Origin of the sequence: Vibrio sp. V12_P9A6T4 (assembly GCF_963874835.1) — a bacterium.
In the GTDB taxonomy this organism is placed as follows: domain Bacteria; phylum Pseudomonadota; class Gammaproteobacteria; order Enterobacterales; family Vibrionaceae; genus Vibrio; species Vibrio anguillarum.
The window spans coordinates 1-19688 of sequence record NZ_CAWNJO010000079.1; the positions used below are offsets into that span (position 1 = coordinate 1).

The 19688-nt window shown below is 48.0% G+C and carries 23 protein-coding genes and 1 pseudogene; all 24 read right to left on the bottom strand.

Annotated elements, in window-relative coordinates; genetic code table 11:
• Nucleotides 1–668 precede the first annotated feature (668 nt).
• Entirely contained in the window at nucleotides 669–1103 is a 435-nt protein-coding gene (locus AACQ42_RS12910; protein WP_094165054.1) for an aegerolysin family protein, read from the bottom strand.
• Between the two features lie 275 nt (nucleotides 1104–1378).
• Nucleotides 1379–2825 (bottom strand): annotated as a pseudogene (locus AACQ42_RS12915) (ATPase).
• Nucleotides 2825–3085, bottom strand: a complete 261-nt coding sequence (locus AACQ42_RS12920) for a bacteriocin (protein WP_094165078.1) — start codon at nucleotides 3083–3085, stop codon at nucleotides 2825–2827. Before AACQ42_RS12920 ends, AACQ42_RS12915 begins: the two are co-directional and overlap by 1 nt.
• Before the next feature lie 2 nt (nucleotides 3086–3087).
• Nucleotides 3088–3465, bottom strand: coding sequence for a hypothetical protein (locus tag AACQ42_RS12925; protein ID WP_094165058.1), 378 nt, complete (start codon nucleotides 3463–3465; stop codon nucleotides 3088–3090).
• A gap of 3 nt (nucleotides 3466–3468) precedes the next feature.
• Entirely contained in the window at nucleotides 3469–4119 is a 651-nt protein-coding gene (locus tag AACQ42_RS12930; protein ID WP_094165060.1) for a hypothetical protein, read from the bottom strand.
• Nucleotides 4119–4460, bottom strand: coding sequence for a hypothetical protein (locus AACQ42_RS12935; protein WP_094165080.1), 342 nt, complete (start codon nucleotides 4458–4460; stop codon nucleotides 4119–4121). Before AACQ42_RS12935 ends, AACQ42_RS12930 begins: the two co-directional genes overlap by 1 nt.
• Nucleotides 4461–4500: 40 nt before the next feature.
• A complete protein-coding gene (locus tag AACQ42_RS12940) occupies nucleotides 4501–4863 on the bottom strand; it encodes a hypothetical protein (RefSeq protein WP_094165062.1) in 363 nt (120 codons plus the stop codon).
• Between the two features lie 4 nt (nucleotides 4864–4867).
• A complete protein-coding gene (locus AACQ42_RS12945) occupies nucleotides 4868–6844 on the bottom strand; it encodes a phage tail tip fiber protein (protein WP_094165064.1) in 1977 nt (658 codons plus the stop codon).
• Nucleotides 6844–8451, bottom strand: coding sequence for a hypothetical protein (locus AACQ42_RS12950; protein ID WP_094165066.1), 1608 nt, complete (start codon nucleotides 8449–8451; stop codon nucleotides 6844–6846). Before AACQ42_RS12950 ends, AACQ42_RS12945 begins: the two co-directional genes overlap by 1 nt.
• 72 nt (nucleotides 8452–8523) lie before the next feature.
• The gene (locus tag AACQ42_RS12955; RefSeq protein WP_254918558.1) at nucleotides 8524–11043 is read right to left on the bottom strand and encodes a right-handed parallel beta-helix repeat-containing protein; all 2520 of its coding nucleotides are present in this window, start codon (nucleotides 11041–11043) and stop codon (nucleotides 8524–8526) included.
• A complete protein-coding gene (locus AACQ42_RS12960; protein WP_069217328.1) occupies nucleotides 11043–11672 on the bottom strand; it encodes a phage adaptor protein in 630 nt (209 codons plus the stop codon). The genes AACQ42_RS12955 and AACQ42_RS12960 overlap by 1 nt, the downstream gene beginning before the upstream one ends.
• On the bottom strand, nucleotides 11672–12271 hold the full coding sequence (locus AACQ42_RS12965; RefSeq protein ID WP_094165068.1) for a hypothetical protein: 600 nt from the start codon (nucleotides 12269–12271) through the stop codon (nucleotides 11672–11674). The genes AACQ42_RS12960 and AACQ42_RS12965 overlap by 1 nt, the downstream gene beginning before the upstream one ends.
• Before the next feature lie 2 nt (nucleotides 12272–12273).
• Nucleotides 12274–12738, bottom strand: coding sequence for a hypothetical protein (locus AACQ42_RS12970; protein ID WP_000149032.1), 465 nt, complete (start codon nucleotides 12736–12738; stop codon nucleotides 12274–12276).
• Nucleotides 12739–12795: 57 nt separating this feature from the next.
• The gene (locus AACQ42_RS12975; protein WP_094165070.1) at nucleotides 12796–13176 is read right to left on the bottom strand and encodes a hypothetical protein; all 381 of its coding nucleotides are present in this window, start codon (nucleotides 13174–13176) and stop codon (nucleotides 12796–12798) included.
• Nucleotides 13177–13190: 14 nt separating this feature from the next.
• Nucleotides 13191–14396: a phage capsid family protein gene (locus AACQ42_RS12980; protein WP_000207893.1), complete on the bottom strand. Its 1206-nt coding sequence runs from the start codon at nucleotides 14394–14396 to the stop codon at nucleotides 13191–13193.
• A 62-nt stretch (nucleotides 14397–14458) separates the two neighbouring features.
• Complete coding sequence (locus AACQ42_RS12985) at nucleotides 14459–15463, bottom strand: ATPase (protein ID WP_094165072.1); 1005 nt, start codon at nucleotides 15461–15463, stop codon at nucleotides 14459–14461.
• A 117-nt stretch (nucleotides 15464–15580) separates the two neighbouring features.
• Nucleotides 15581–15856 (bottom strand): hypothetical protein, encoded by a 276-nt coding sequence (locus tag AACQ42_RS12990; RefSeq protein ID WP_254918559.1) that lies wholly within the window; start codon nucleotides 15854–15856, stop codon nucleotides 15581–15583.
• Nucleotides 15853–16431, bottom strand: coding sequence for a hypothetical protein (locus tag AACQ42_RS12995; RefSeq protein ID WP_094165074.1), 579 nt, complete (start codon nucleotides 16429–16431; stop codon nucleotides 15853–15855). Before AACQ42_RS12995 ends, AACQ42_RS12990 begins: the two co-directional genes overlap by 4 nt.
• Before the next feature lie 2 nt (nucleotides 16432–16433).
• Entirely contained in the window at nucleotides 16434–16655 is a 222-nt protein-coding gene (locus tag AACQ42_RS13000; protein WP_005524967.1) for a hypothetical protein, read from the bottom strand.
• Between the two features lie 94 nt (nucleotides 16656–16749).
• Nucleotides 16750–16926: a hypothetical protein gene (locus tag AACQ42_RS13005; RefSeq protein ID WP_001007095.1), complete on the bottom strand. Its 177-nt coding sequence runs from the start codon at nucleotides 16924–16926 to the stop codon at nucleotides 16750–16752.
• A 4-nt stretch (nucleotides 16927–16930) separates the two neighbouring features.
• Nucleotides 16931–17089, bottom strand: a complete 159-nt coding sequence (locus AACQ42_RS13010) for a hypothetical protein (protein WP_000359320.1) — start codon at nucleotides 17087–17089, stop codon at nucleotides 16931–16933.
• Nucleotides 17090–17098: 9 nt separating this feature from the next.
• Entirely contained in the window at nucleotides 17099–17617 is a 519-nt protein-coding gene (locus AACQ42_RS13015; protein WP_094165076.1) for a glycoside hydrolase family 108 protein, read from the bottom strand.
• A gap of 68 nt (nucleotides 17618–17685) precedes the next feature.
• Complete coding sequence (locus AACQ42_RS13020; RefSeq protein WP_001128531.1) at nucleotides 17686–17997, bottom strand: phage holin family protein; 312 nt, start codon at nucleotides 17995–17997, stop codon at nucleotides 17686–17688.
• Between the two features lie 281 nt (nucleotides 17998–18278).
• Nucleotides 18279–19688, bottom strand: a 1410-nt coding sequence (locus AACQ42_RS13025) for a hypothetical protein (protein WP_217898935.1), incomplete at its 5' end; no start/stop codon positions are given.

Sequence of the window (19688 nt, forward strand, 5' to 3'; positions counted from 1 at the left end):
CAATTAATCCTAATGACGTTTTTGTAATTAAAAAACAGATCTAATAACATTTTTGTCATTATTTTTTGGTGGAGTAGAAATACTAAAGAGTTGCTTTTAAAAGGGGTGGGGCATAAATAAAATCATGATTATTTATGTTTCTACATAACTAATCTATATTGTATAATTAATAAAGTTATGGACTATTTTTTATGTTAAACGATTTTACATCTTATTTGCTGTAGCACTCAACTTATAGAAATGAACTATTGTAGATATGATATAAACTATAGCTTTTCTCATATAATATTATCCTGATACCTCTTTCGAGTTTTGAAAAATCTCGTTGATATATAAATTTATACTATATTATTTTTCACTATAATAAGTATGATTGTAACATGAGCCTTTAACAAAACTATTTTTTCTTAGGTTAGAACTAGATCTCGATTCTATTCTTTGCTTCAGTAGAAGCATCATGTCTAAATATCATCACAAAGTGACTAGCTAGAAACAAAACATCAAAGAGCTAAGAAATCTTTGCCCACTCACCTTATAGGTCAATAAACACACAATTAAGAAGTGGAAAATACCGCTCACCTAAGACTTATTGTTTGTTTGAGGAAATAGCCCAAGCACTTTAACAATTCTATGCTTGGGCTTTTTTATCAATTTCCAAAAGCCCGGTATTAGATTTTGGTCGTTTGGATGATAACAGTACCGAGTGCGCCGGAGTCTAAATTCGCGCCTGTTTGAGACGTGATGTACTTATTCAATGGAGGCTGAGGGCCTGATGGTGTCCAAGTTGAGGTGTTTGTTTTACTTCCCCAGGGGCAATCCCAAGAGTAGGTCCCAACGTGCGTTGAACCATCGTATAGTTCAAATGTTCCTTCTGTACCTGATGATGCATCTGAACGACCGCATGCATTAATCGAAAATGATGAGCCTCTTTCGATTACTTTTCCTTCTATCGCGCTAGGCTTGTACTCATTATCTTTACTACCACCAGCAACACCAATTTGTTTTGAGTCATAAAACTTGCCCCAAGAATGGCTCACATTTTTCAGCGTCACATCATAGTTCGTTGCGTAAATCGTAATAGTTACCCATTGTGCATATGCCATGAGAGTTACCTTTCCGTTTGACGTTTAAGTTTTTATGTTTACCCAAAAGATAAACTTTGTGTCGTACTCGCCTCAATGTGTAGCAACGAGCACTTCATTAAACAATCTAGTCCGTTTCTCTCATTATTCTCGTTTTCTTTATTTTTCTGTTATGACTAGCTCAACTTAATATGCAACCAGATGTAATCATGTTAAAAGTCAATATCATTCAATCTGTAACCTGAATTTAAAAAACTGAAATTCTAAAACCTCAACTCCCTATTCGGCGCAGTATTCTACTCATGGCGATTGAGTAAGCTGTGGTTACTATGTTTTAGCCGAGTCACTACCATCGGCTGGCTTAGCGGCACCATATGCCCCTGAATCCTCATAAATTTGTTGAGATTGCTGGCTTTGGCGTAATCGTTCTAACTGTTGCTGCTTCTTTAATTCGGCTTCGTGATTCGCCTTTATTGTCAGAACTCGCTGATAGTTATGCTCCAACGCTTCGGGTGTCAGTTCTGCGAGATTCATGGATTGACTGAGCTCATTGATGAATTGGCGCTTTTGTGGGTCTTCGCCTGCCCATCTCTGCGCGGCATTTGATCCGGCATCAGGATTGGATTGATTGTCACCTAATCGTCCATACACTTGGTTAATCATCGATTTTCTTTCATCAAAGCGAGCATTAACCACGGAAATTTGCTCTGGTGTCGGATCCAACAAATCATTCAGTGCTGCAGTACGGTCTTTTTCAAGCTCGGTCACCACCTCTCGCCACTGCTTATCCATTTCAGTGCGTGATTTTGTCTCTACCACATTGAAAAGGTTGGCATAGTGCTCGTTGGTAAAAAACTGCTTAGCCATATGGATTTGGCCTGTCACGTCTTTCATTAACGCATTGAGCGGGATCACTTTTACAGATTCTTGGCTACCTGCCAAACGGCTTTCGGTTACTGGCGCGGTTTTGGTCGTGCCATCTTCATAAGTCACCTTTAGCCCTACCACTACACCCGGTTGTTCGCCCTCTCGATTCGGGTCAATGTCCGCCACAAAGTCATGACGCAGATACTCTTTATCCTTAATCACCTTACCCGATTCAGGATCTTTATCGCCAATCCCTTGCTTAACATTACGCTCAAGCAACACGCCCATCGATTTCGTGAATTGTGAGTCTTGGTAAGAAATAGATCCCTCAAGCACTTTAGGCATGGTCGATTCAATATCAAAGGCCGCCTGAACCACGCGAGGCGTGTAGCGACGAGGGTCGTAAGCACTTCCTTTGATGTATTCCTGCTCAAATAAGGGATCAAGTTCTCCGGTTTCCATGTAACGTTTGAGGCCGGATTGGATAAGCTGCAAATTCTCCTGCATATAAGCCATTTTCTTTTGCTGATTGAGCTGGTACTGGCTAAGTGCTTTTGCACTTTTTTGCGCATCAACCTGTACATCAAGCAGCCTAGAACGCTGAATACGATCCTCATTTTCTCGTTTGAGGCCATCTTGATAGCGTTTATCCGCTTTTTCCGTTTCAGCGTGACGAAAAATCATTTCATCTTGGTAACGTTGCTCATTCTTTGCGTCAATCTGAGAGAGTCTAGATTGCTCATCTCGATAGCGTTGCTCTGCTCGCTCATCAAGCTTATCTCGACGTTCATTATCCGCTTTACGTTGGTAGTAACCTTCGGCGACCTGAAATCCGCGGATCGCGCCATCAACGGCACTGCGTGTATCTAATTGCATTAGAAAAGCTCTCCTAGAATCAAACCTGCTGCCGCACCAATCGCTGCTCCCATGGGTCCACCCACACTACCCGCTTGCATGCCCGCCATCATGCCCATACCCGCCCCCGTCGTTGCACTGGATAAACGCTTAGTATGCTGTGCTTCTTTGAGGCTTTGATTGGTTTGATTTCGCTGCTCTTCGCGCTGCGCCGATTCTTGCATCCCTGCCAGCGCCCGTTTACGGGTATCTGCGCCTAAACTCAATAAACTGTATGCCATCATTACCCCACTTTAAGCTGTGATAATTTATCTTTCGCGCCACCACTGAGTACACTCATCGCACGCTCTTGCTCGTTTTCACGCAAACTGTTCTTGGCCGTCACTTGCGCCAGCGACAGCTTGGCGTCATCGTTAGGATTGGTGTCTGCCTGAACGCCAAAACGTGCCATTTGGTTAACATTCGCGAGCCGTGCACTCTGTTGCGCGCTCGAAAAATTGGCTCCTACTCGGCCAAGTTGCTGTGTCAGTAACTCACCATTTTGTGTTTGCTCAAGTAGCTGTTTTTGCTGCGGATAAAATCGTTCTAACCAATCCTGATACATGGCGTTGGTGATATTGGCGTAGTTTTGCGCCGCCGAACCTGAAACATGAACGCTCATTATTTATCCTCTGTTGAGAACCCAACTATGATCCATACCAGCTTGACCTTTCAGCGTCTTGGTATCGACATTCACAAAACTGCTATCAGGCTTGGCGCGGTTCATGTACATACTGGTTCCAATACCTGCCAACGTACCCACCGCTTGAGCATTTCCACTACGTCGATTAAACGAGGTCGCGGCATCTTCCGCGGCTTTTTTCAATGAGAGGCGCGCAGTCTCTTCCATCCCTGCCAATCCTTCAGCTTTCTGGCCAGCACCGAGGGCCACAACGTCTTGCTTACCCACCACATACTTATCCTGCTCATTCACTTGAGCGCGGTTTACGGTGTCGCCCTCAGCGAGTGTTTGGTCTGTAGCCAAGCTACTTAAGGTTGCTTTAAATTTTCCAGAGCTCGGATCACTACCCGATGCTGTAAGATACTCTGCCGTTGCCTCTCGCGCTTTGCCGTACTCACTCTGATAATTTAAATCTGCCGCCTGTTTCACGTCGGCCATATTGGCCTCTGAGTTAAGGTTGTTCACTCGCTGTATGAAGATATCTTCAAACGCCTTGAGCTCTGTGTTGTAAAGGTTCCACTCTTTCGCCGCGACTTGTGAAGCGGCGATTTCCGCCGCCGTTTCCTGAACGCGGCCATTCTTCTTTCCACCCATTAGATCTCCTTGCACCAAGTCTCAACATCACCGGTTTCGATACAACAAAACCCACTATCAATAAGGCTCACTCGCAAAGATTTCACGGCTGTATTCAGCAGCAACTTTTTGGCCTGTATGCGCTTAGCTAAGTGCTCAACCCTCGGTAACTGACGCTTAAGCGCGCCTTTACGAACACTCCAAGCAAACAGTACCCATACCTGCATCTCGTCATTATCCAAACTGGGCTCAAGGACAAACAATCCCTCCTCCACCAAAAACAGCGAAGCCCTACCATTGAGTAGAGCTTCGTCCACTTGCTTGGCGAACGCGTGCCGGTTGCGCCGCTCGGTCTGTTCCATCAATGGCAATACTCGGTATCGCCACGATTCGTAAGACAGTTTATAAAGACTCATCGACAAACCATGTCGGCCTCACAGGGCGAGGCTCCTCACGTAAATCATAACGCCGTACCGCTTCGCGATAGGCCAACATTTCAGTCAGCTTTGGCGATGTGACTAACCGCTCCCCTTGATAGGTCGCCGTTGGCAACTCCATAAAATCGGTAGCCGCAAGTTCGGCTCGCGCCCAAGCTCTTTCATTGACCTCATGGCCATCGAGCCAAGTTTGCCGCAGCGCCAATCGCTCATAATAGAGCTCATCGAAGATATTCCCTGCATCATAAGCCGCATTAAACGTGTGCCAGTCGGTAACTTCTTCTTGGAAGTAGAATCGATATTGTTCTTTTTCAGTTGTCACCATCATGCCATCACCTTGGGTCGATACTGTTATTGATAGACGCTGACATGTTGACGATCACCGCACCATCGTGCAGCGACGTTAAGCGCAGCCGAAAACGTAAGGACTGGGAAGCGGCGTAAGTCCAGCCATAGCCAAAGAGCGAACGACGACTGGCAATGTGCGCCTCTTCGACGGCATAACCATTGCTTCCTCCTCTGTAGTAGGTGAGCGCAAAACTGACCCCTGCCACATTCACGGTCGTGCCTACCGCATTGGCGGTATCAGTTCCAACAATCCTTGCCTCTGCAACGACCCCACCACTGAGATTAATGGCCTGAACAAAGATTTGTAAAAAGCCAGACCCGCCCATTCTTGGCCGCCTCACTGTAAAGTTAAATACTCCATCAGGTATCGTGCGATAACGTGCTCGGTTCATGGTGTTGATGGACACATCACCCGCAGGGAAAAAATCCACCGGAGCGGTCGCGCCATCGCTGTAGTAGCTGGTTTCCGGTAGAGTCACGCGTACCGATTCAGAGGTGACCACTAACCCGCCCCCTAACGCAGAAGGATAAGAGAGGCTGGTCGTCGCGTTATCCCCAAATGTGGTATAGAGCACCACCGATTGGTAGAAGGTGCTGGCGATAATCGTCGCCCCTTTGATCACTCCACCATTAATGGTGGTCCCTTCGATGTTGCCACGAAAATAGCCATTATTGGCCTGTAAATTGTTGGTTTGTAAAAGGCCGTTTGAGTGAATAAAGGTGTGATAGCCGTTATAGGGACCGCCCGCACCGAATCCTGCGTCACCGCCTCGTAATTGACCGGTATGAATAACAGGGGAAGCGATTTCGATACCGACTTTCACCACATCAGCCACAATGGTTTGTGCTTGTAGGATCTGAATGGTCGCTTTTTCAATGATCGCTTTGGGGATCACGACCGCGCCATTATCAATCGCGAACGTTGGAACTAAGGTGCCGGGCTTATTAGGATCGTACACAAAGAACTGACTGGCACTGACCGCCACTTGGCTGGTGCCATCGCTCTTAGCAATCAAACCAATCCCAGCGCTGATCTCGCCCGCTTGCGCTTTCGCTCCCCAAATAGCCTTAAATGCCGCGCTCCCATCCTGATTGATGGTCGCTATCGCTTGGGCATTGGTTTGCGCGGCGGCCTTTGCGTTACCCGCGGTGGCTTCGACAGTATTCACTCGCTCGGCTAATGCTTGATCTGCATTTGCAAAAACCTGAGAGACATCAAGAAGTTTAGCTTCATTCAACGCGGCTTGCGCCTCATCTCTTGCCAGTGAAGACACATGAAGCTGAGTCACTTGAGCCGCGAAGGTTTCTGTCGCACTTTTCAATTGGCGCTGGATTTGCGCGATAAACTCTCCAGAGGCCGCCAGCTCACTATCCAGTTGTTCCAGCAAATTCTGTGGCGCTTTACCGCTTATCTCTTGCTGCAATAGTTGGATAAGCTCGGATTGTTTTAGCTGCTCTGCCAGCTCATCAATAACTTGGCCAATGTCTTGCGATGTTTCACCCAGTACCCCGTTAACACCATGATAAGGTCCCGCAAAATTCTTAGTATTGATAAAACGAATCCAGTAATAGAATCGGCTCCCCGCATTCACTACATCAGAAAACACATTAGCTGGCGTCGTCGCCATTAATACGGCTTGGGAAAAGTCATTGTGATTGGCTCGCCACACTTCAGCATACGCGAACCCTCTGAATTGCGGCGTATCCCATTGCACCAAGACGGCAGTAAACCCACCAAAGGCTTGCACATGGTGAGGCGCATGCGGAACCTGAACTAAACCCGATGAACCTTCACCGCTTTGACTCACATTCGATTGCGCGTTTTTAGCGTTTATCACAGCCACGTCTTTTTCGGTAACCGCTCGGTAACGGCCATCCCCACGCTGCCCGGTTAAAATCTCGACGTTTTCGTATAACGCTTCGAGTGAACGTCCTGCCCGAAAAGGCGATCGCTTTGCCATCAGTACAACTCCGAGAAGCTATCTGCCATGACAATCCGCTCGACCTTACTGGTCCCTTCTACCTTGATTTGCCATCTGCTGCCGCGCACCGCAGGCAACCGAAATGGCGCGTGAGTGAGCTCGCCCTGTTCCAGCCTGAAAATCGCCTCACCATCGACGATGACCGTCACACTTAACTGCTCAGGGGCTTTCGCTTCAACGCGAGCGCAAGTCAAAAAGGCGTGCTGAGGAATAAGAAAAGCTTTGGTTTGCCATGTCATGGCGACCAGTTGATCACCTCGTTGCCAAGCGTTAAGCGTATTGCCCTTGGCAATAAACAACGTATCGTCATGCAAGTAGTGAAATGCACTATTCCAAGTATTCGATAAACGCGTCAGGCTTTGTGTACTCGGGTCAAAAATAAACGCTCCGCCTTGGTATTGAGCGATGTATTGGCCTTCAGCCACCCACGCTTTGATCGTCGTTGGCATGAATGTCTGCCAACTCTCTCTATCCATAATGCCTTCGGTGATGACCGTGGCACTCGTTCCCGAAATAGCCACTAGGCCATCCGGCGAGGCATACATCGCCATCCCGTTTATCACCACCAAGGAAGGGGCACTCACACACGCTTGCTCAATGTTAAGGCGCATACTGGTTATCATACTTGGCGTTACGCCAGAAAAGAGGTACGGCTTACCCTTAGTGGTCACAACCAGTGACGTTTCAATCGGTGCGATGGCCACAATATCATCGTCAGTGATACCACGGTGACTCTTGCTCCACGCATAGGGCAAATAGGCTTCGGAGAACATCACCTCGTTACCTGCGAATCCGGCGCAGATGCCATTCGCCATCGCGCAAAGTCCCTGCATATTGGCATCGGGCATATCGTAGTCCCATGTTTCAAGCGGTGGTCCATTGACATTACGTGCAGAATCTAAGTATTGGGTCTGACTGACGGGAAGCTCAGCCACCAGTAGGTAATCCCCAGCTCCGCTCGCGGATACCGAACGATACAAGCGAGTATGAGTGATATTGTGTGTATTGACAGACATCGGCGCGAGTTGCACCGTCACCGTCGAGCCGGGTTTCTCAATCAATACAGGGACACTCGGCAACCCCGGTGCCCCTTCTTCCCCAAAGCGTGTCACGTAGGTTTGAATGTAGAGCCTATCTTCATCATCGTAGGCGGGTAACTCACCCTCAGGGGGATTGTCACCAGTCGTAGCATCGACCTTAATCACAACGGGCTTACCCATAGGTCTTGGCACACCTAAGTCATACCACGCGGCTGGCATTTGACCTTGTGTGACCGCAATATCTTGTGCGGTCACCTTGGGTTTACCTTGCCCTGTCCAATAGACTCGTTGATAAGTATCTTGCGCCATCGGATTAGCAATCACACTCACGCGTTGAGTAAAGGTAAACCAGTGCGAATGTGCATAATAAAACAGGGTTACCGGTGACGAGGTCGCCAAGGTGCCATGCTCTTGATCTGAGCGCATCGGCGCAACCACGCCACGCTCATAAGTGCAGTCAAACGCCAGAGAAGCCGCTTCGTTTGGCAATAAATGAGGCTCAAGACGAGGAATTTCACCTTTCATTGTCGAGATCTCGATACGCATACGCTCACCCTACAAAAACAAACAATGCGGCCATAGACTGCATCGAAAAATGTCTCAATCTCTCTTCCTGCATTAAATGCCACCCGTCCAGTTCGCGAGCTCATTCAGACTCACCTTGTATTCCACCGAATAGCGAAACCAAGGCGAAACGCCTTGACCGGCTAAATTCATAAATCTGACGACAAATCCATTACTGATCGGCTGCACAAAATAAGGTAAGCAAGGCTCTTCAGGAATGATCTGCGGCGCGAATGGCTCAGCTAGTAAAGTCGACCCCGAAAAGGGAAAGTAAAGGTTAAAATCATTGGAGGTTTGGTTTTGGTGCCGGCCATGGCTTCTCACCACGCCATCGCTGTACACCTCAACAACTCGCCAAGCACCACTGACGCCTGCGATGTTTTCTGCAAAGACTCTTTTCAGTAATCGGCGGCTCGACTCTTTACCCACCCAGAGGTACTCAAATTCAATCACCGAAAAACTGAGGCCACTGGCCGTTTCCGCCCTGAGTTTGCGCCCCTCTCCATACACATAACTTGGGTAACATTGTAAAACGTCCTGCCAACCTATCCCCGTACCAGCACTGACATACACAGGTCTTGGCAGCGTACCTTCTGCCCCCAAGGCAGGCAGATAAAGCTTATTACCCCCCATTTTCAGGGTGCATCCCGAAGTGCTGGGCTGAGCAAATGAGGCGCAAACAGGTCGCCAATACTGGGAAACATCTAGCTCGTTTTCGGTCAATTCCAAGGCAAACGCGAAGAACGCCATATCAAAGAAGGCAAAACTGTTGCCCTCATTCGAGCTGCATTCCAAGCGATTACGATGAACTTTGAGTAATCGCCCCAAAGCAGCACGAGCGATACTGTGGGACCCTAGACGAACTTTGCCGCGGTTATTGGAGAGATCGATGGACCAAGCTCCACCGCTTCTCAATTCGGCCACCAACACGCGATTCACCTCATCCCACTGGTTATTCGCTATCTCTAGCGACCACTCATCCACCACGCTGTGACTCACACTGACCAATCCATCACCAAGAAAGTTATTCAGTTGGCATCCATCCACGCGAATATTGGGATGCATTGAGGCCGTGACCGAAGGATTGGCGTGTGCACGCAGCAATCGAGCTTGAGGATTTAACGACGTGAGCTTCGCACCTAAAATGGCTACTGAGCCGTAGTTAACCACTCTTTGCCCACTGGGAGAGTCGAGGGTTTCCAGATAACAGGCGTTCCCAGATGGGCAGCTCAATACAAAGCTGCCCCCGCGAATTTGGATATTGCCGTAAGGAATAGGTTGTCCAGTCACAAAGGTGGAAGCGTTTGGGTAAGCGGCAATCAGCATTTCTGCTGTCCCAGAGCAGTTGACTATCTCTACATTGCCCCCACCCTGTACCTCGATAATTTTTGACACATCATCAAATAAGCAGCCAATGAGCAGACTGGGTTTGCCTTTGACCAAATTTCTTTGTGTGAACTTCACCGAGCCAATACGCCGCAGCACACAGCCACTGAAAATCACACTCTGTGCACCCGTGTTATTGGTGGTTACCTGCGTACAATCTTCAAAGACGCAACCAATCAACTGAACCCCGTCGGTTCGCGACTCTAAAGCGCCCTCCACAGTATGGCTAGAGAGAGACGCGGCCAGTCGAATTGCGGCATCCCCCACTTTTTTAAACTGACAGCCGATAAACGCCGTATTGGTGGCCCGACGAATATATACTCCTTGCTTACCCCACTGCGGATTGCTGCCCTCTCGCTCACCTGTCAAGGAAAGACCAATAAAAGTGACTCCGTCGACTTGGGTATCCGCGCGACCAACCCAAAATGGGTATTCGGTCGCGCCAGACGTTCGAGTCAGTGCTCCACCAATCACTTTGACCTGATTTTTGTCGATGATGAGTGCAGAACTCGGCGCAACCATCGGCCTATCCAAATAAATGATTGAGCCGTGGGTCACCTGCTTATTGAGCCTATCGAGTCCTCGATAGACCGAGACGGGATCATTGGGATCTGTCACAAACTGGCTGGCATACAGCGTTTGCGTACCGATTTGCACAAAGCAACCTTGCCCCACACCCGACCAACTTAAAAATGTGTTTACCGTCTGCTCTTCGCCATCCCAAGCTTTTAGTGCATCCAATGCTATGACCTCTGCGCCATTATGCTCCGAGAAATCTCGCTCACTATCGAACACAAATAAGCCGCCGCCGGCATAACTCTCCGCGTAAAACCCCGCGACAGAAAACTGTTTCCCGTCAGTCAGCTCATAGGTCGGCAGCGCTTTTAAATGCGAAACATGAATCACCGCAATCTGCGTCGCCGCTTCAGATCGGTCGGCATGCAGTGCAGAGCGAGAGGCTTGTTCGGTGGCAATGTGCGCCGATAGCGCCGCTTCTCTTGCTTTCGCCGTCGTGGTGAGTGCATTCTCAGCGACTTGCAGCGCTTTCGCGTTGACGTTACTACTGAGCACATGGGCACTCGAATCCACACCAAAGAGCGCTTGAGTGTATAAATCCACCAGCTCTGCGGTGGATTTCTCGAGCGCATCAATCGTTTTCAACAGTGCTTCCATCGACGGCGAACTCATTAACGTGCCCCTTCACTGCTCTGGATCATCTGCGCCTTAGCATTATCGGTGGCCGTCTTATCGCCCAACGCGGTGGCAAAGGCTTGTAAATGCAACTGAGCTTTTTGGCCTTCCGCGGGATTTTGCGAATCTTTGTTATAGGCTCGGTACATCACAAAATCCGACACTACCCCTAAATAGATCTCAGGCAGTGGAAAGGCATCGCTTTCGCTCGCCACTTGTAACGTGCGTGAGTAAACCAGCTCTACATTGACTGGTGCTTGAGGTGACGGGTATAAAAACAGGGTGGTTTCATCGAGCTCATTACGCGTCCAACAAACGGGTACTCCCGCGGTTTTACGCCACTCTGGATAGAGTTGATTGAGTTTATGAATATTCACAAACTGCGCCGCCTGTTGATTGATGTGGTTGACCGCCAAAATTTGATAGGCATCCGCCGGTAGACTGACCTGATAAGAACTTGATTCGATCATCGCCGTTGTTCGAGATAAATCAGGCCGGCGAATCACCATGGCTGAAATGGCATCATTCACAAAGTCCATCAACTCAGGGCGCGACCAACGCACATGTCGAACATCGATGAGATCGCGCGCAACGCGATCAATAAGCCCTTTAATGGTGACGCTCATCAGAAGAACTCCCGTTGACGTACCGGATTGGTAAAGGCCTGTTGTTGACCCGTTTCTAAGCCAAAACGCTTAGCGCAGCGGATCGCCTCAACAAACCACGTTCGATACTCACGACCCAGCGATGGATTGTGCCAATCACTATCGGGTTGCAACATCAGACAATGGGCTGCGCCATAACAGATCGCTTGGCCATACTCATCCCAAAGCACTTTGGGTAAGGTCTGTGAGTCACGTTGCGGCTCTATCGCACAGTGGATGAAAAGATCTTTCCCCTCTCTTAGAAAGCGCAGCTCATCACGACTGGTTTGCAGATAATCAATACCTTTGATTAATGCCAAGCCTTTATCATCCACCACCGCCATCAACTCAGCGGTGGTGTACCGACCAACACTCGGTGAATTCAACTCAGAGCTACCCACAATCGCAACCACTTGGTGCGCACTAACCCTGTCGATTGTTCTCGTGTAACGCACAAGACCACTTTCTCGGCAAAACTCTTGCCCAGCTTGCAGCAAAGCACTGTGCAGTAATGGCGCAAGTGAGACATTGACCAATTGCCGAAGGGTAGGCACAAACTGTTCGATAGCGACGGTTTCCATAATCACTCCGCGAGGTTTGCCGGTTCACTCTCTTCACTCATGCGACGCAGATAATCGCGCACTCGTACTCGAAACTCTGTCACCTCTTCCTGCGCGCCTTTGGGGGCAATATCTAGCTCATTAGCAGCGATCAGCGTCTTTAACTTGGCTGAGTTGAGCTTATCGAGATCCAACTCCTCACCATTTAGCATGACAACCATGGAAGCCGCTTTTTCTTCTGCCTCCTGCATTGCTTCTTGCGCTGCCCTTTGATGAGCCATCGCTTGGGCCTTTTCATCAAGAAGCTTCAGATGATCCTCTAACTCCTCTTCCGTTATCCATACGCTCGGAAAATCCAGTAGCTGATAAGCCAAATCTTGTTCAACTAAGACCGGCTTATGGCGCGGAAACACCAGCCTAGAGCCAGCGACCGTGTCTTTTTTCTTTGGCTTAGGCCCGATATAGACCACAGCAATTTTATGCGTCATCACTCTCTCCCAAAAATCAAAGGAGGCTCTTGGCCTCCCTCTCTACAGTGGCTGGGCTTAATACCCAACGTTGACGTACTCCGGCAAGATGAGAAGCTCACCTGTGGCGACACCACCTTTAATGGTGACGTTCAGGATGCCCTTTTCTTTGAGGTACACGGGCTTGATCGGGATCTGCTTCGCGACTTTATTGGCGACCGTTTCCCCAAGCGCTAAGGCGATATCGTTGACTTTGATATCGACGCTGACCGAGGCACCAAGCCCATTGGTCACCAAACGTACCCCCGTCAGCTTTAAACCTATCGGCAGCTCCAAGACAGCAAATACCGTATCGATAGGCGTGTTTTTGGCACTGAGTTTTCCTTCTTCAAGCGATAAATTGCCGTGCGCCCCAACGTAGACGCGGTTGTTAAAGGTTTCACTTTGTCGATGAGTCATTCACGTTTACTCCACTACAGGTTCACAGCCGTATCGAGCGCAATCACGCCGTGATCGTTCACGCGACCCGTTTTGTCTTTAAAGCGAATTTTCTTGGAGCCATTCATCCAATACACAGTGACTTCGGTACGGTTACCCGCATCCACATCTTCCTCGTGATAACGGAAGGATTGGCCACCTTGCGTTTTTCCCCACGCGTATGCCAACGCCTGCCCGCCGAGTAACATGGCGCGATCTATGGTGGTGGCCGCATTGACTTGACGCACACTGGCTGCTTTATCGTTATTGGAAATCGAGACAACAGAACCAGGATTAAAACGGATCGGCATACCTTTGTATTTGCGCACCAAGATATTGCCCCGCATCAGACAGTCGCCACGAAACACCGGATGATTAAAGTTACGCGATCGGGAAATCGCATTCGCAGTGAGGTTTTGCCAATCTTTACCTGAGGTTGAGGTATAGAAGTCACTCCATTGACGTGGGGTAACACTCAGTAAATAGAAGGGCTCATCGCCCGCCATCTTGTCGTCATTAAAACGGATTGGTTGTAGTGGATGTGGCATCTCTTCAAGGTAGAGACCGATATTATCCAATGTTTCAATCGAGAAAATATCCGCCGCATCGAGCCCTTCAAAGGAGGTCGCATCGCCCCCAAAGAAGTGGCGATCATACGTTGGCGGCAAGACATCATTGACCATGATTTCGGCAAACTCAGTATCACTTTCTAAAGGCACAATGATGTCATCGGTCGCATAATCCCCCCGCGCTCCGGCAAGGTGCACCGTCGTAACCTGATCTTGCAGCGTATTCACGTAATCCGGCAGCAAAGCTCGAGTGAGTTTACGCAGTGGATGGCGAGTCTTTTGCTGCGTCATCTTACCGCCAGAATCCACTTGATGGCGGCCTTGGTTGATTTTCAGTGAGAAGTCCGCGAACTCTAAACTTTCACCCCGTCCAGCAATTCGGCGATCGCCCATGGTCGGCTTTTTCGTCAAACCATGCACAATCTGCATTTCTACCTCATCCCCTGCCGATTTACTTAAGTCGGCGCAGCGGACAATCGGAGCATGAGGTGAGGTTTGCTCATTGCCTTTTTTATTACTGGTCACACTCTGCGGCGCATCTTCGGTCAACATATTGGTAAACGAGCGATTGCGCAGGGTCGCTTTGAACAGCGCGGTTTCCTGTAACTTCACGCCGTCAGTAATGGTTGTCATACTTTCACTCCAATAAAAAAGCCCCAGCGTGTCAGCTGAGGCTTAGTGTTTGAAAAACGGGTTTAGAATCCAGCGTTATAAAGCAGTTGCTCGATTTGCGCTTCACTGAGAGAGTCAAACAATTTACCCAACTCTTCGTGATTAGCACTCTGTACCCGGTTCATCAGATCGGAATCCCCCGTGCGATGAGTATTGCCAAGCTCACTCGGTGACGCAGGCAAAGCGTTTTTCGCTTTACGGCTTGCTTCTTGCGCCGCGCTCAGAGCCTCTTGGGCTGACAATTTAGGTTCATCACCAAACGCCAGTCGTACCCGCTTACTGACCTCTTCAAATCGCTCGGCGTAGCTTCGATTCGACCATTCTGAACTTGAAGCCAAATGGTCATCAATTTGCTGCGCGGCATTCCAACGCGCCCCACCTTCACTCATCCACGACTGCAGATCCGCGTTTGCTTGTAGCGCCGTCGTCAACTCAGCGTTGTCCACTGGCGCGGCGCTTTCAGTCTCCGGTGATGTGGTCGAGGCCGCCACCGTGCCACTGGAAACCAACGCCTCAATTTTGTTATTCATAGCCAAAAAGAAAGGGGCGAGCTCGGGGTAATCCTCCTGTAACGCAGCAAGTTTTTTTTCATCAATGGTGACATCTTCAGGTAAGTCAGCCGGCGCAACGCCCAATTCCTCGAGTTGTTTGTTACGCACATCAATCATGCGCTGCGCTTTCTCAAGCTGCGCTGAATGCGCTTTTAACTCTTCAAGCTCTTGGCGAAGCTGAGCTTTCTCTTGCCGCTCTCGCTCGAGCACTTCCATCGGAATGATGTGCTTTTGGTCTTTGGCAATAATACCGTCTGGCTGCGCGTTAGGCTCTGCAGTTGGCGAGGCTGCATCGGTATCGCCGTCTAAACCTTCCACGCTTTGCGTTTGCGAAGAGGGAGCAAGGTGCTCGTCAGCGCCCTTTTCCTCCTCGACGGTTGTGCTGCTTTCTTCCGCTTCCATCGATTCCAACAAAGCTTCCAGCTCTTCCAATGTTTCGTTACCAGTGACGGTAATCGTATCTTGATGGGTATTCATGGTGACTCCTTTGATTAGACGTATCGCTGTCTGTGCGGTTAAGCGCTCTCGTAAAAACGCTTAGCGACAAAAACAACAAAGCCGAGCACTGGGCTCGGCACTGCATAAAAAATGGGACTATTGCTCGCTGGACTCGAAGTGCCTGCAAACCTGCATGGCGGCAGCGTAATGGCAGATAATGCACGCGTGGTGTTGTGTGGCCAGTGCGGTGATGATGGAGGTCGCCTCCAGTTCGACAGCTTGGCTCGCCTCACGCATCAGCGCCTCCTTTTCCGTATTCAAAAACACCGCCAGCTTATAGCCCTGAACCTCAACCGCATCAGGAAATCGTGCTTTAAAGCGCATTTGCCACTCGGGCATCGAAAGAAAAGCATACATCTGATAAAGGCTCATACACGTCTCCACATCGCTTTGGTGTGGTTGATAATGGTCAGCGGATTGCCGTTATCTGGCCGGCTTGTTTGAATAGCACTCTCTTGCTGATCTAAGGGATATATCGTTCCATTAATGATGAACTCACGGATCTGCCCTCTTGTGAAAAGTGATGTGGTCCAAGAGCGCATCATACGAGTTACGGTGAGCGGCGTTTGAATACCTTCACGGCTCACTTTCCATTCGCCATCAACACCAATGGAGGCAACTGACCCCACCCGTCTGAGCCGGTATTGATGAGGTTGATAAGCATCAAACTGATTGGTCAACCATGAGACAATTGCGCCACCGATATAGCACTGGATCCCACTGCCACCTTGGAGCAATCGAAAGAAATTATCGACCGTCTCTCCAGAAAAAAGCGCTTGAAAACTGTCGTTTCTTAACCCTTCAGCCTCAATGGTGATATCAAAATCACCATTGAAAACCATAGGTTTATCCAATACTGCATATTGCGTTAAACCATCAAAATATGGGGCGTAGCGCTCGCGGCTCACCAAGACTCGGCGTACCCAAAGTGGCTGTTGATCTACCATGCTTACACCAAGGAAAAGTGGGCATTGTTTGGAACAAGATACCCGCTACGCAAGATCACCAGCTCATAGTGACCTGTCGCAGTAAAGGTTTGTGCGGTGATCCGCTCACCATCGAGCTCATATTGCAGTTCAACGGAGCCACCCGCCTCAGCTTTTACCAATAACGAACGAAACGGCTTGGATTTATCCACCAATACCGTGAGTTCATGCGCGGTACTTTTCATCAATACTCCCGCTTACAACGACTCTAATTCCGCTTTAAAAGCGGCAAGCTTTTCTGCCGAAGCTCGGTCAAGGCAAAGTCCGCCATCAGCGAGCTCAATCACGGTCAGGTTGGTTGGCCACATCGGCGAAGGTTTTCTCACTGCGCTGCACGAGACCACCATTAGCAATATGCTCACTAGGAGAATCGGTTGCCGCTTGTTTACGCGACCGATTAATCGAATCCAAAATCGCATTCACTAGCCTCATCAAAAGGGATAACCACTCGTTCATGGTGTTACTCGATACATTCCATCACTTCACACACCGCCTGTGACACCAGCGACTGAAACTCCGGCGATATCTGGTAGCCTAATGACAGCATCAGTGCCGCCAATAACGCCACCAACGCTCGGATCACTTTGCGGCTTTTCAAAATAAGACCTAGCTTATCCATAAGTTCCCCTTAAAGGTCATTGTCCACTGCGGCGAACAGCAAGCACTGCGCGACTCGGCGCATCCACCCTCGTCCGTATTCGTTGAAGGTCGATACTTTGGTGTAAAACGTGATGCGATAGGCGATGTAGCGCATCAGTAAATCATTGAGATCCATCGTTTGTGTCGCCGACAGCGTCTTCGGGCCGATAATGCCGTCAGGCTTTTCACCCACTGCGTTTTGCAGCATTTTCACGGCACGATGCCAACCATGCTGCACCGCAGCATCAAAAAGTTGGTATTGCATCGCCGGACGAAAATGCGCCATACCGAACGCTTGCCACCAATCCTCAAAGTAAATCGCCTTCACCTGCTCGTAGGAGAGGCTTTTGATATCAAGATGTGGGTAAGTCATCGCGGCAATGCCACGATTGGTGCCCTTAAGCTCACCAACGCCGACACGTCCTCCAGTCCAGTTTCCGCGATCTTTGGGGTCACATTGAAAGCCGCCTTCGTGGGGCATGAGACGTTCGAACACCACATCAAACATGACGTTTCTCCAATAAAAAGCCCCCACATCCAACCAAGCATGTGAGGGCAATAAAAAGCATTCGGCGTTTAAGGCTGATTTGAGATAGAGCTAATAAATTTACGCTCAAAAATGGCAAGGATCCGCGAGCCAGCGTAACCACTGATACCACAAGCAAACCCAGCCAATTCTTGCGGCCATTCAAAGTACATCGCGGCCAAAGCACACAATGCGCCCGCAAATCCAGAGACGATGATTTGCATCAGCGCTTCTACCCAACGAAAGGGACGATTCTTTTTGCGAATATCGATGATGTAAGTCACCAACCCTCCCCAAATCGCCATCAGCGCAAGGCCTATGGATTGGAGCTGGGTCCAGCTCTCCGGCTCTTTCAATGGCATCTCAACTCCTGACAGCCAATAAAAAACCCCGCCAGTGGCAGGGTTCAGAAACAAAAAAAGCCGCTCGGAGGCAGCTTTGGTATTGTTGGAAAATCTACCGCAAGTTGGTTGAGAATTCAACTCTTGTAGATGGGAAATTGAATTTAACAGAAGTACCTTAAGGAGATTCTTGTTAGCACGTCTCTGGACAAAAACGAGCTAGATTCTTTGCTCTAGCCCGTATCACTTTGATTAGGAAAAGTATGGTCAGATTCAGTAGGAACTAAGAGCTGTTAACAACTTTATAGAGCCTGAGCATTAATCACTATAGGACCAGCAAATGTAAAACCTAGGTTGAACGAAAGCCTATCACCTGTCAATAAGGCATCCCATAGCAGTTCGGTATTATTATTCTTGTGCATGAATATTTCAGTGCCGCATCTATCTAATTTTACAAATCCAGAATCTCTTGAGGTTCTTAAAATAATACCTTCAATTACACTGTATTTCGAACGTTCAAGGTTATATTCAAAATCTCTTACTTCATGTTTGGAATCATAAGATACTTTAGCACCCCTGAGATTCATAAATGTTTTTATTGCCTTTCTCTTTAACTCTTCATCCCCCGATGTGTACGCAAACCTAGCAAACCAAAACTTAGCAATATAGTTTTTGTCTTCAGGAGAAAATGCCCTTTGATAATAATATAGTAAATCCGACTCTTTATATTCTGTGTGACATCTAATTAACTCTGCATAGTTGAAATTAATGTCTTTATTATTCCGTCTTCTTTCTAGTGCTTTTTCAAGAACTATTTTGGCTTTGTCTATGGCTTTATTACGTATATGTAACTCAGAAAGTCTAATTGCAATAAATGGTTCTTTATCACTGTCTTCGAAGGCTTTCTCTAGATTCTTAATTACATTAGGGGTGTCATTACATATATCAGCAAATTTTGACTCAAGCATCGAGATATGACTATCATTCGGAAATTTCTGTTTAACAACAGATATATATTTCTGAATGTCCCTTATCGTGTCACGGAATGTTTTGTCATTAATATCATCATCACCTAGGTTATCATTAAAATCATCTATCAGTAATTCCAATCGTGTTACAGATGTATGACTAGACTGCCCCCATGTTCTTTCTATTTCATCTAGATAGTGCCTAGATTCAGCTCTATATTTCCTTCGCTCATGCTCATCCTCAGTAGATTTTGCTTTATCTCTCCAAATAATCGATAAAGTATGAATGATTGAGCTGTCATAGTGTGCAATATCTTTGGCTATTTTAAGGTATTCAATAGCTTTTTCTAAGTTTCCGTTAGGCCTTAATCTTTCATAATTAGCCATCTGCTGAAGAATATATGGATCATCTCCAAGGTTATCTTGTGCGTACTCATAGATTGCTCTGACATCTTCAAGAGTATTAAATAGTTCATCTAGAGACTTGGCTTTAACCATACCCCTAAAAATATATTTATCTGTTTGATATGAGGTATTTAGCTTTCTTATTATTGATATGTATTCTTGATATCTATCTGAGCTATCGGTCAATGCTCTATTGAAAACGATCTCTGCAATTTCTGAATGTCTAGCTGTATAGAAGTAGTCTCCATTTTTGTCTTGCCTAACTACAACTACTTTTTCCAAAGGTCTATGGAGGGTGTCATTAAACTCATCAAAACAAATGCCATGAATACGTGATAT

Coding starts and splice junctions, on each gene's coding strand:
- AACQ42_RS12990 (WP_254918559.1), bottom strand. CDS start 15,856: ATGAGCCTTTATCAGATGTATGCTTTTCTTTCGATGCCCGAGTGGCAA.
- AACQ42_RS13020 (WP_001128531.1), bottom strand. CDS start 17,997: ATGCCATTGAAAGAGCCGGAGAGCTGGACCCAGCTCCAATCCATAGGC.
- AACQ42_RS12975 (WP_094165070.1), bottom strand. CDS start 13,176: ATGACTCATCGACAAAGTGAAACCTTTAACAACCGCGTCTACGTTGGG.
- AACQ42_RS12945 (WP_094165064.1), bottom strand. CDS start 6,844: ATGGCAAAGCGATCGCCTTTTCGGGCAGGACGTTCACTCGAAGCGTTA.
- AACQ42_RS12980 (WP_000207893.1), bottom strand. CDS start 14,396: ATGACAACCATTACTGACGGCGTGAAGTTACAGGAAACCGCGCTGTTC.
- AACQ42_RS12930 (WP_094165060.1), bottom strand. CDS start 4,119: ATGGGTGGAAAGAAGAATGGCCGCGTTCAGGAAACGGCGGCGGAAATC.
- AACQ42_RS12920 (WP_094165078.1), bottom strand. CDS start 3,085: ATGGCATACAGTTTATTGAGTTTAGGCGCAGATACCCGTAAACGGGCG.
- AACQ42_RS12950 (WP_094165066.1), bottom strand. CDS start 8,451: ATGCGTATCGAGATCTCGACAATGAAAGGTGAAATTCCTCGTCTTGAG.
- AACQ42_RS12965 (WP_094165068.1), bottom strand. CDS start 12,271: ATGGAAACCGTCGCTATCGAACAGTTTGTGCCTACCCTTCGGCAATTG.
- AACQ42_RS12970 (WP_000149032.1), bottom strand. CDS start 12,738: ATGACGCATAAAATTGCTGTGGTCTATATCGGGCCTAAGCCAAAGAAA.
- AACQ42_RS12940 (WP_094165062.1), bottom strand. CDS start 4,863: ATGATGGTGACAACTGAAAAAGAACAATATCGATTCTACTTCCAAGAA.
- AACQ42_RS12960 (WP_069217328.1), bottom strand. CDS start 11,672: ATGAGCGTCACCATTAAAGGGCTTATTGATCGCGTTGCGCGCGATCTC.
- AACQ42_RS13000 (WP_005524967.1), bottom strand. CDS start 16,655: ATGAAAAGTACCGCGCATGAACTCACGGTATTGGTGGATAAATCCAAG.
- AACQ42_RS12995 (WP_094165074.1), bottom strand. CDS start 16,431: ATGGTAGATCAACAGCCACTTTGGGTACGCCGAGTCTTGGTGAGCCGC.
- AACQ42_RS13005 (WP_001007095.1), bottom strand. CDS start 16,926: ATGAACGAGTGGTTATCCCTTTTGATGAGGCTAGTGAATGCGATTTTG.
- AACQ42_RS13015 (WP_094165076.1), bottom strand. CDS start 17,617: ATGTTTGATGTGGTGTTCGAACGTCTCATGCCCCACGAAGGCGGCTTT.
- AACQ42_RS12925 (WP_094165058.1), bottom strand. CDS start 3,465: ATGAGCGTTCATGTTTCAGGTTCGGCGGCGCAAAACTACGCCAATATC.
- AACQ42_RS12910 (WP_094165054.1), bottom strand. CDS start 1,103: ATGGCATATGCACAATGGGTAACTATTACGATTTACGCAACGAACTAT.
- AACQ42_RS13010 (WP_000359320.1), bottom strand. CDS start 17,089: ATGGATAAGCTAGGTCTTATTTTGAAAAGCCGCAAAGTGATCCGAGCG.
- AACQ42_RS12935 (WP_094165080.1), bottom strand. CDS start 4,460: ATGGAACAGACCGAGCGGCGCAACCGGCACGCGTTCGCCAAGCAAGTG.
- AACQ42_RS12955 (WP_254918558.1), bottom strand. CDS start 11,043: ATGAGTTCGCCGTCGATGGAAGCACTGTTGAAAACGATTGATGCGCTC.
- AACQ42_RS12985 (WP_094165072.1), bottom strand. CDS start 15,463: ATGAATACCCATCAAGATACGATTACCGTCACTGGTAACGAAACATTG.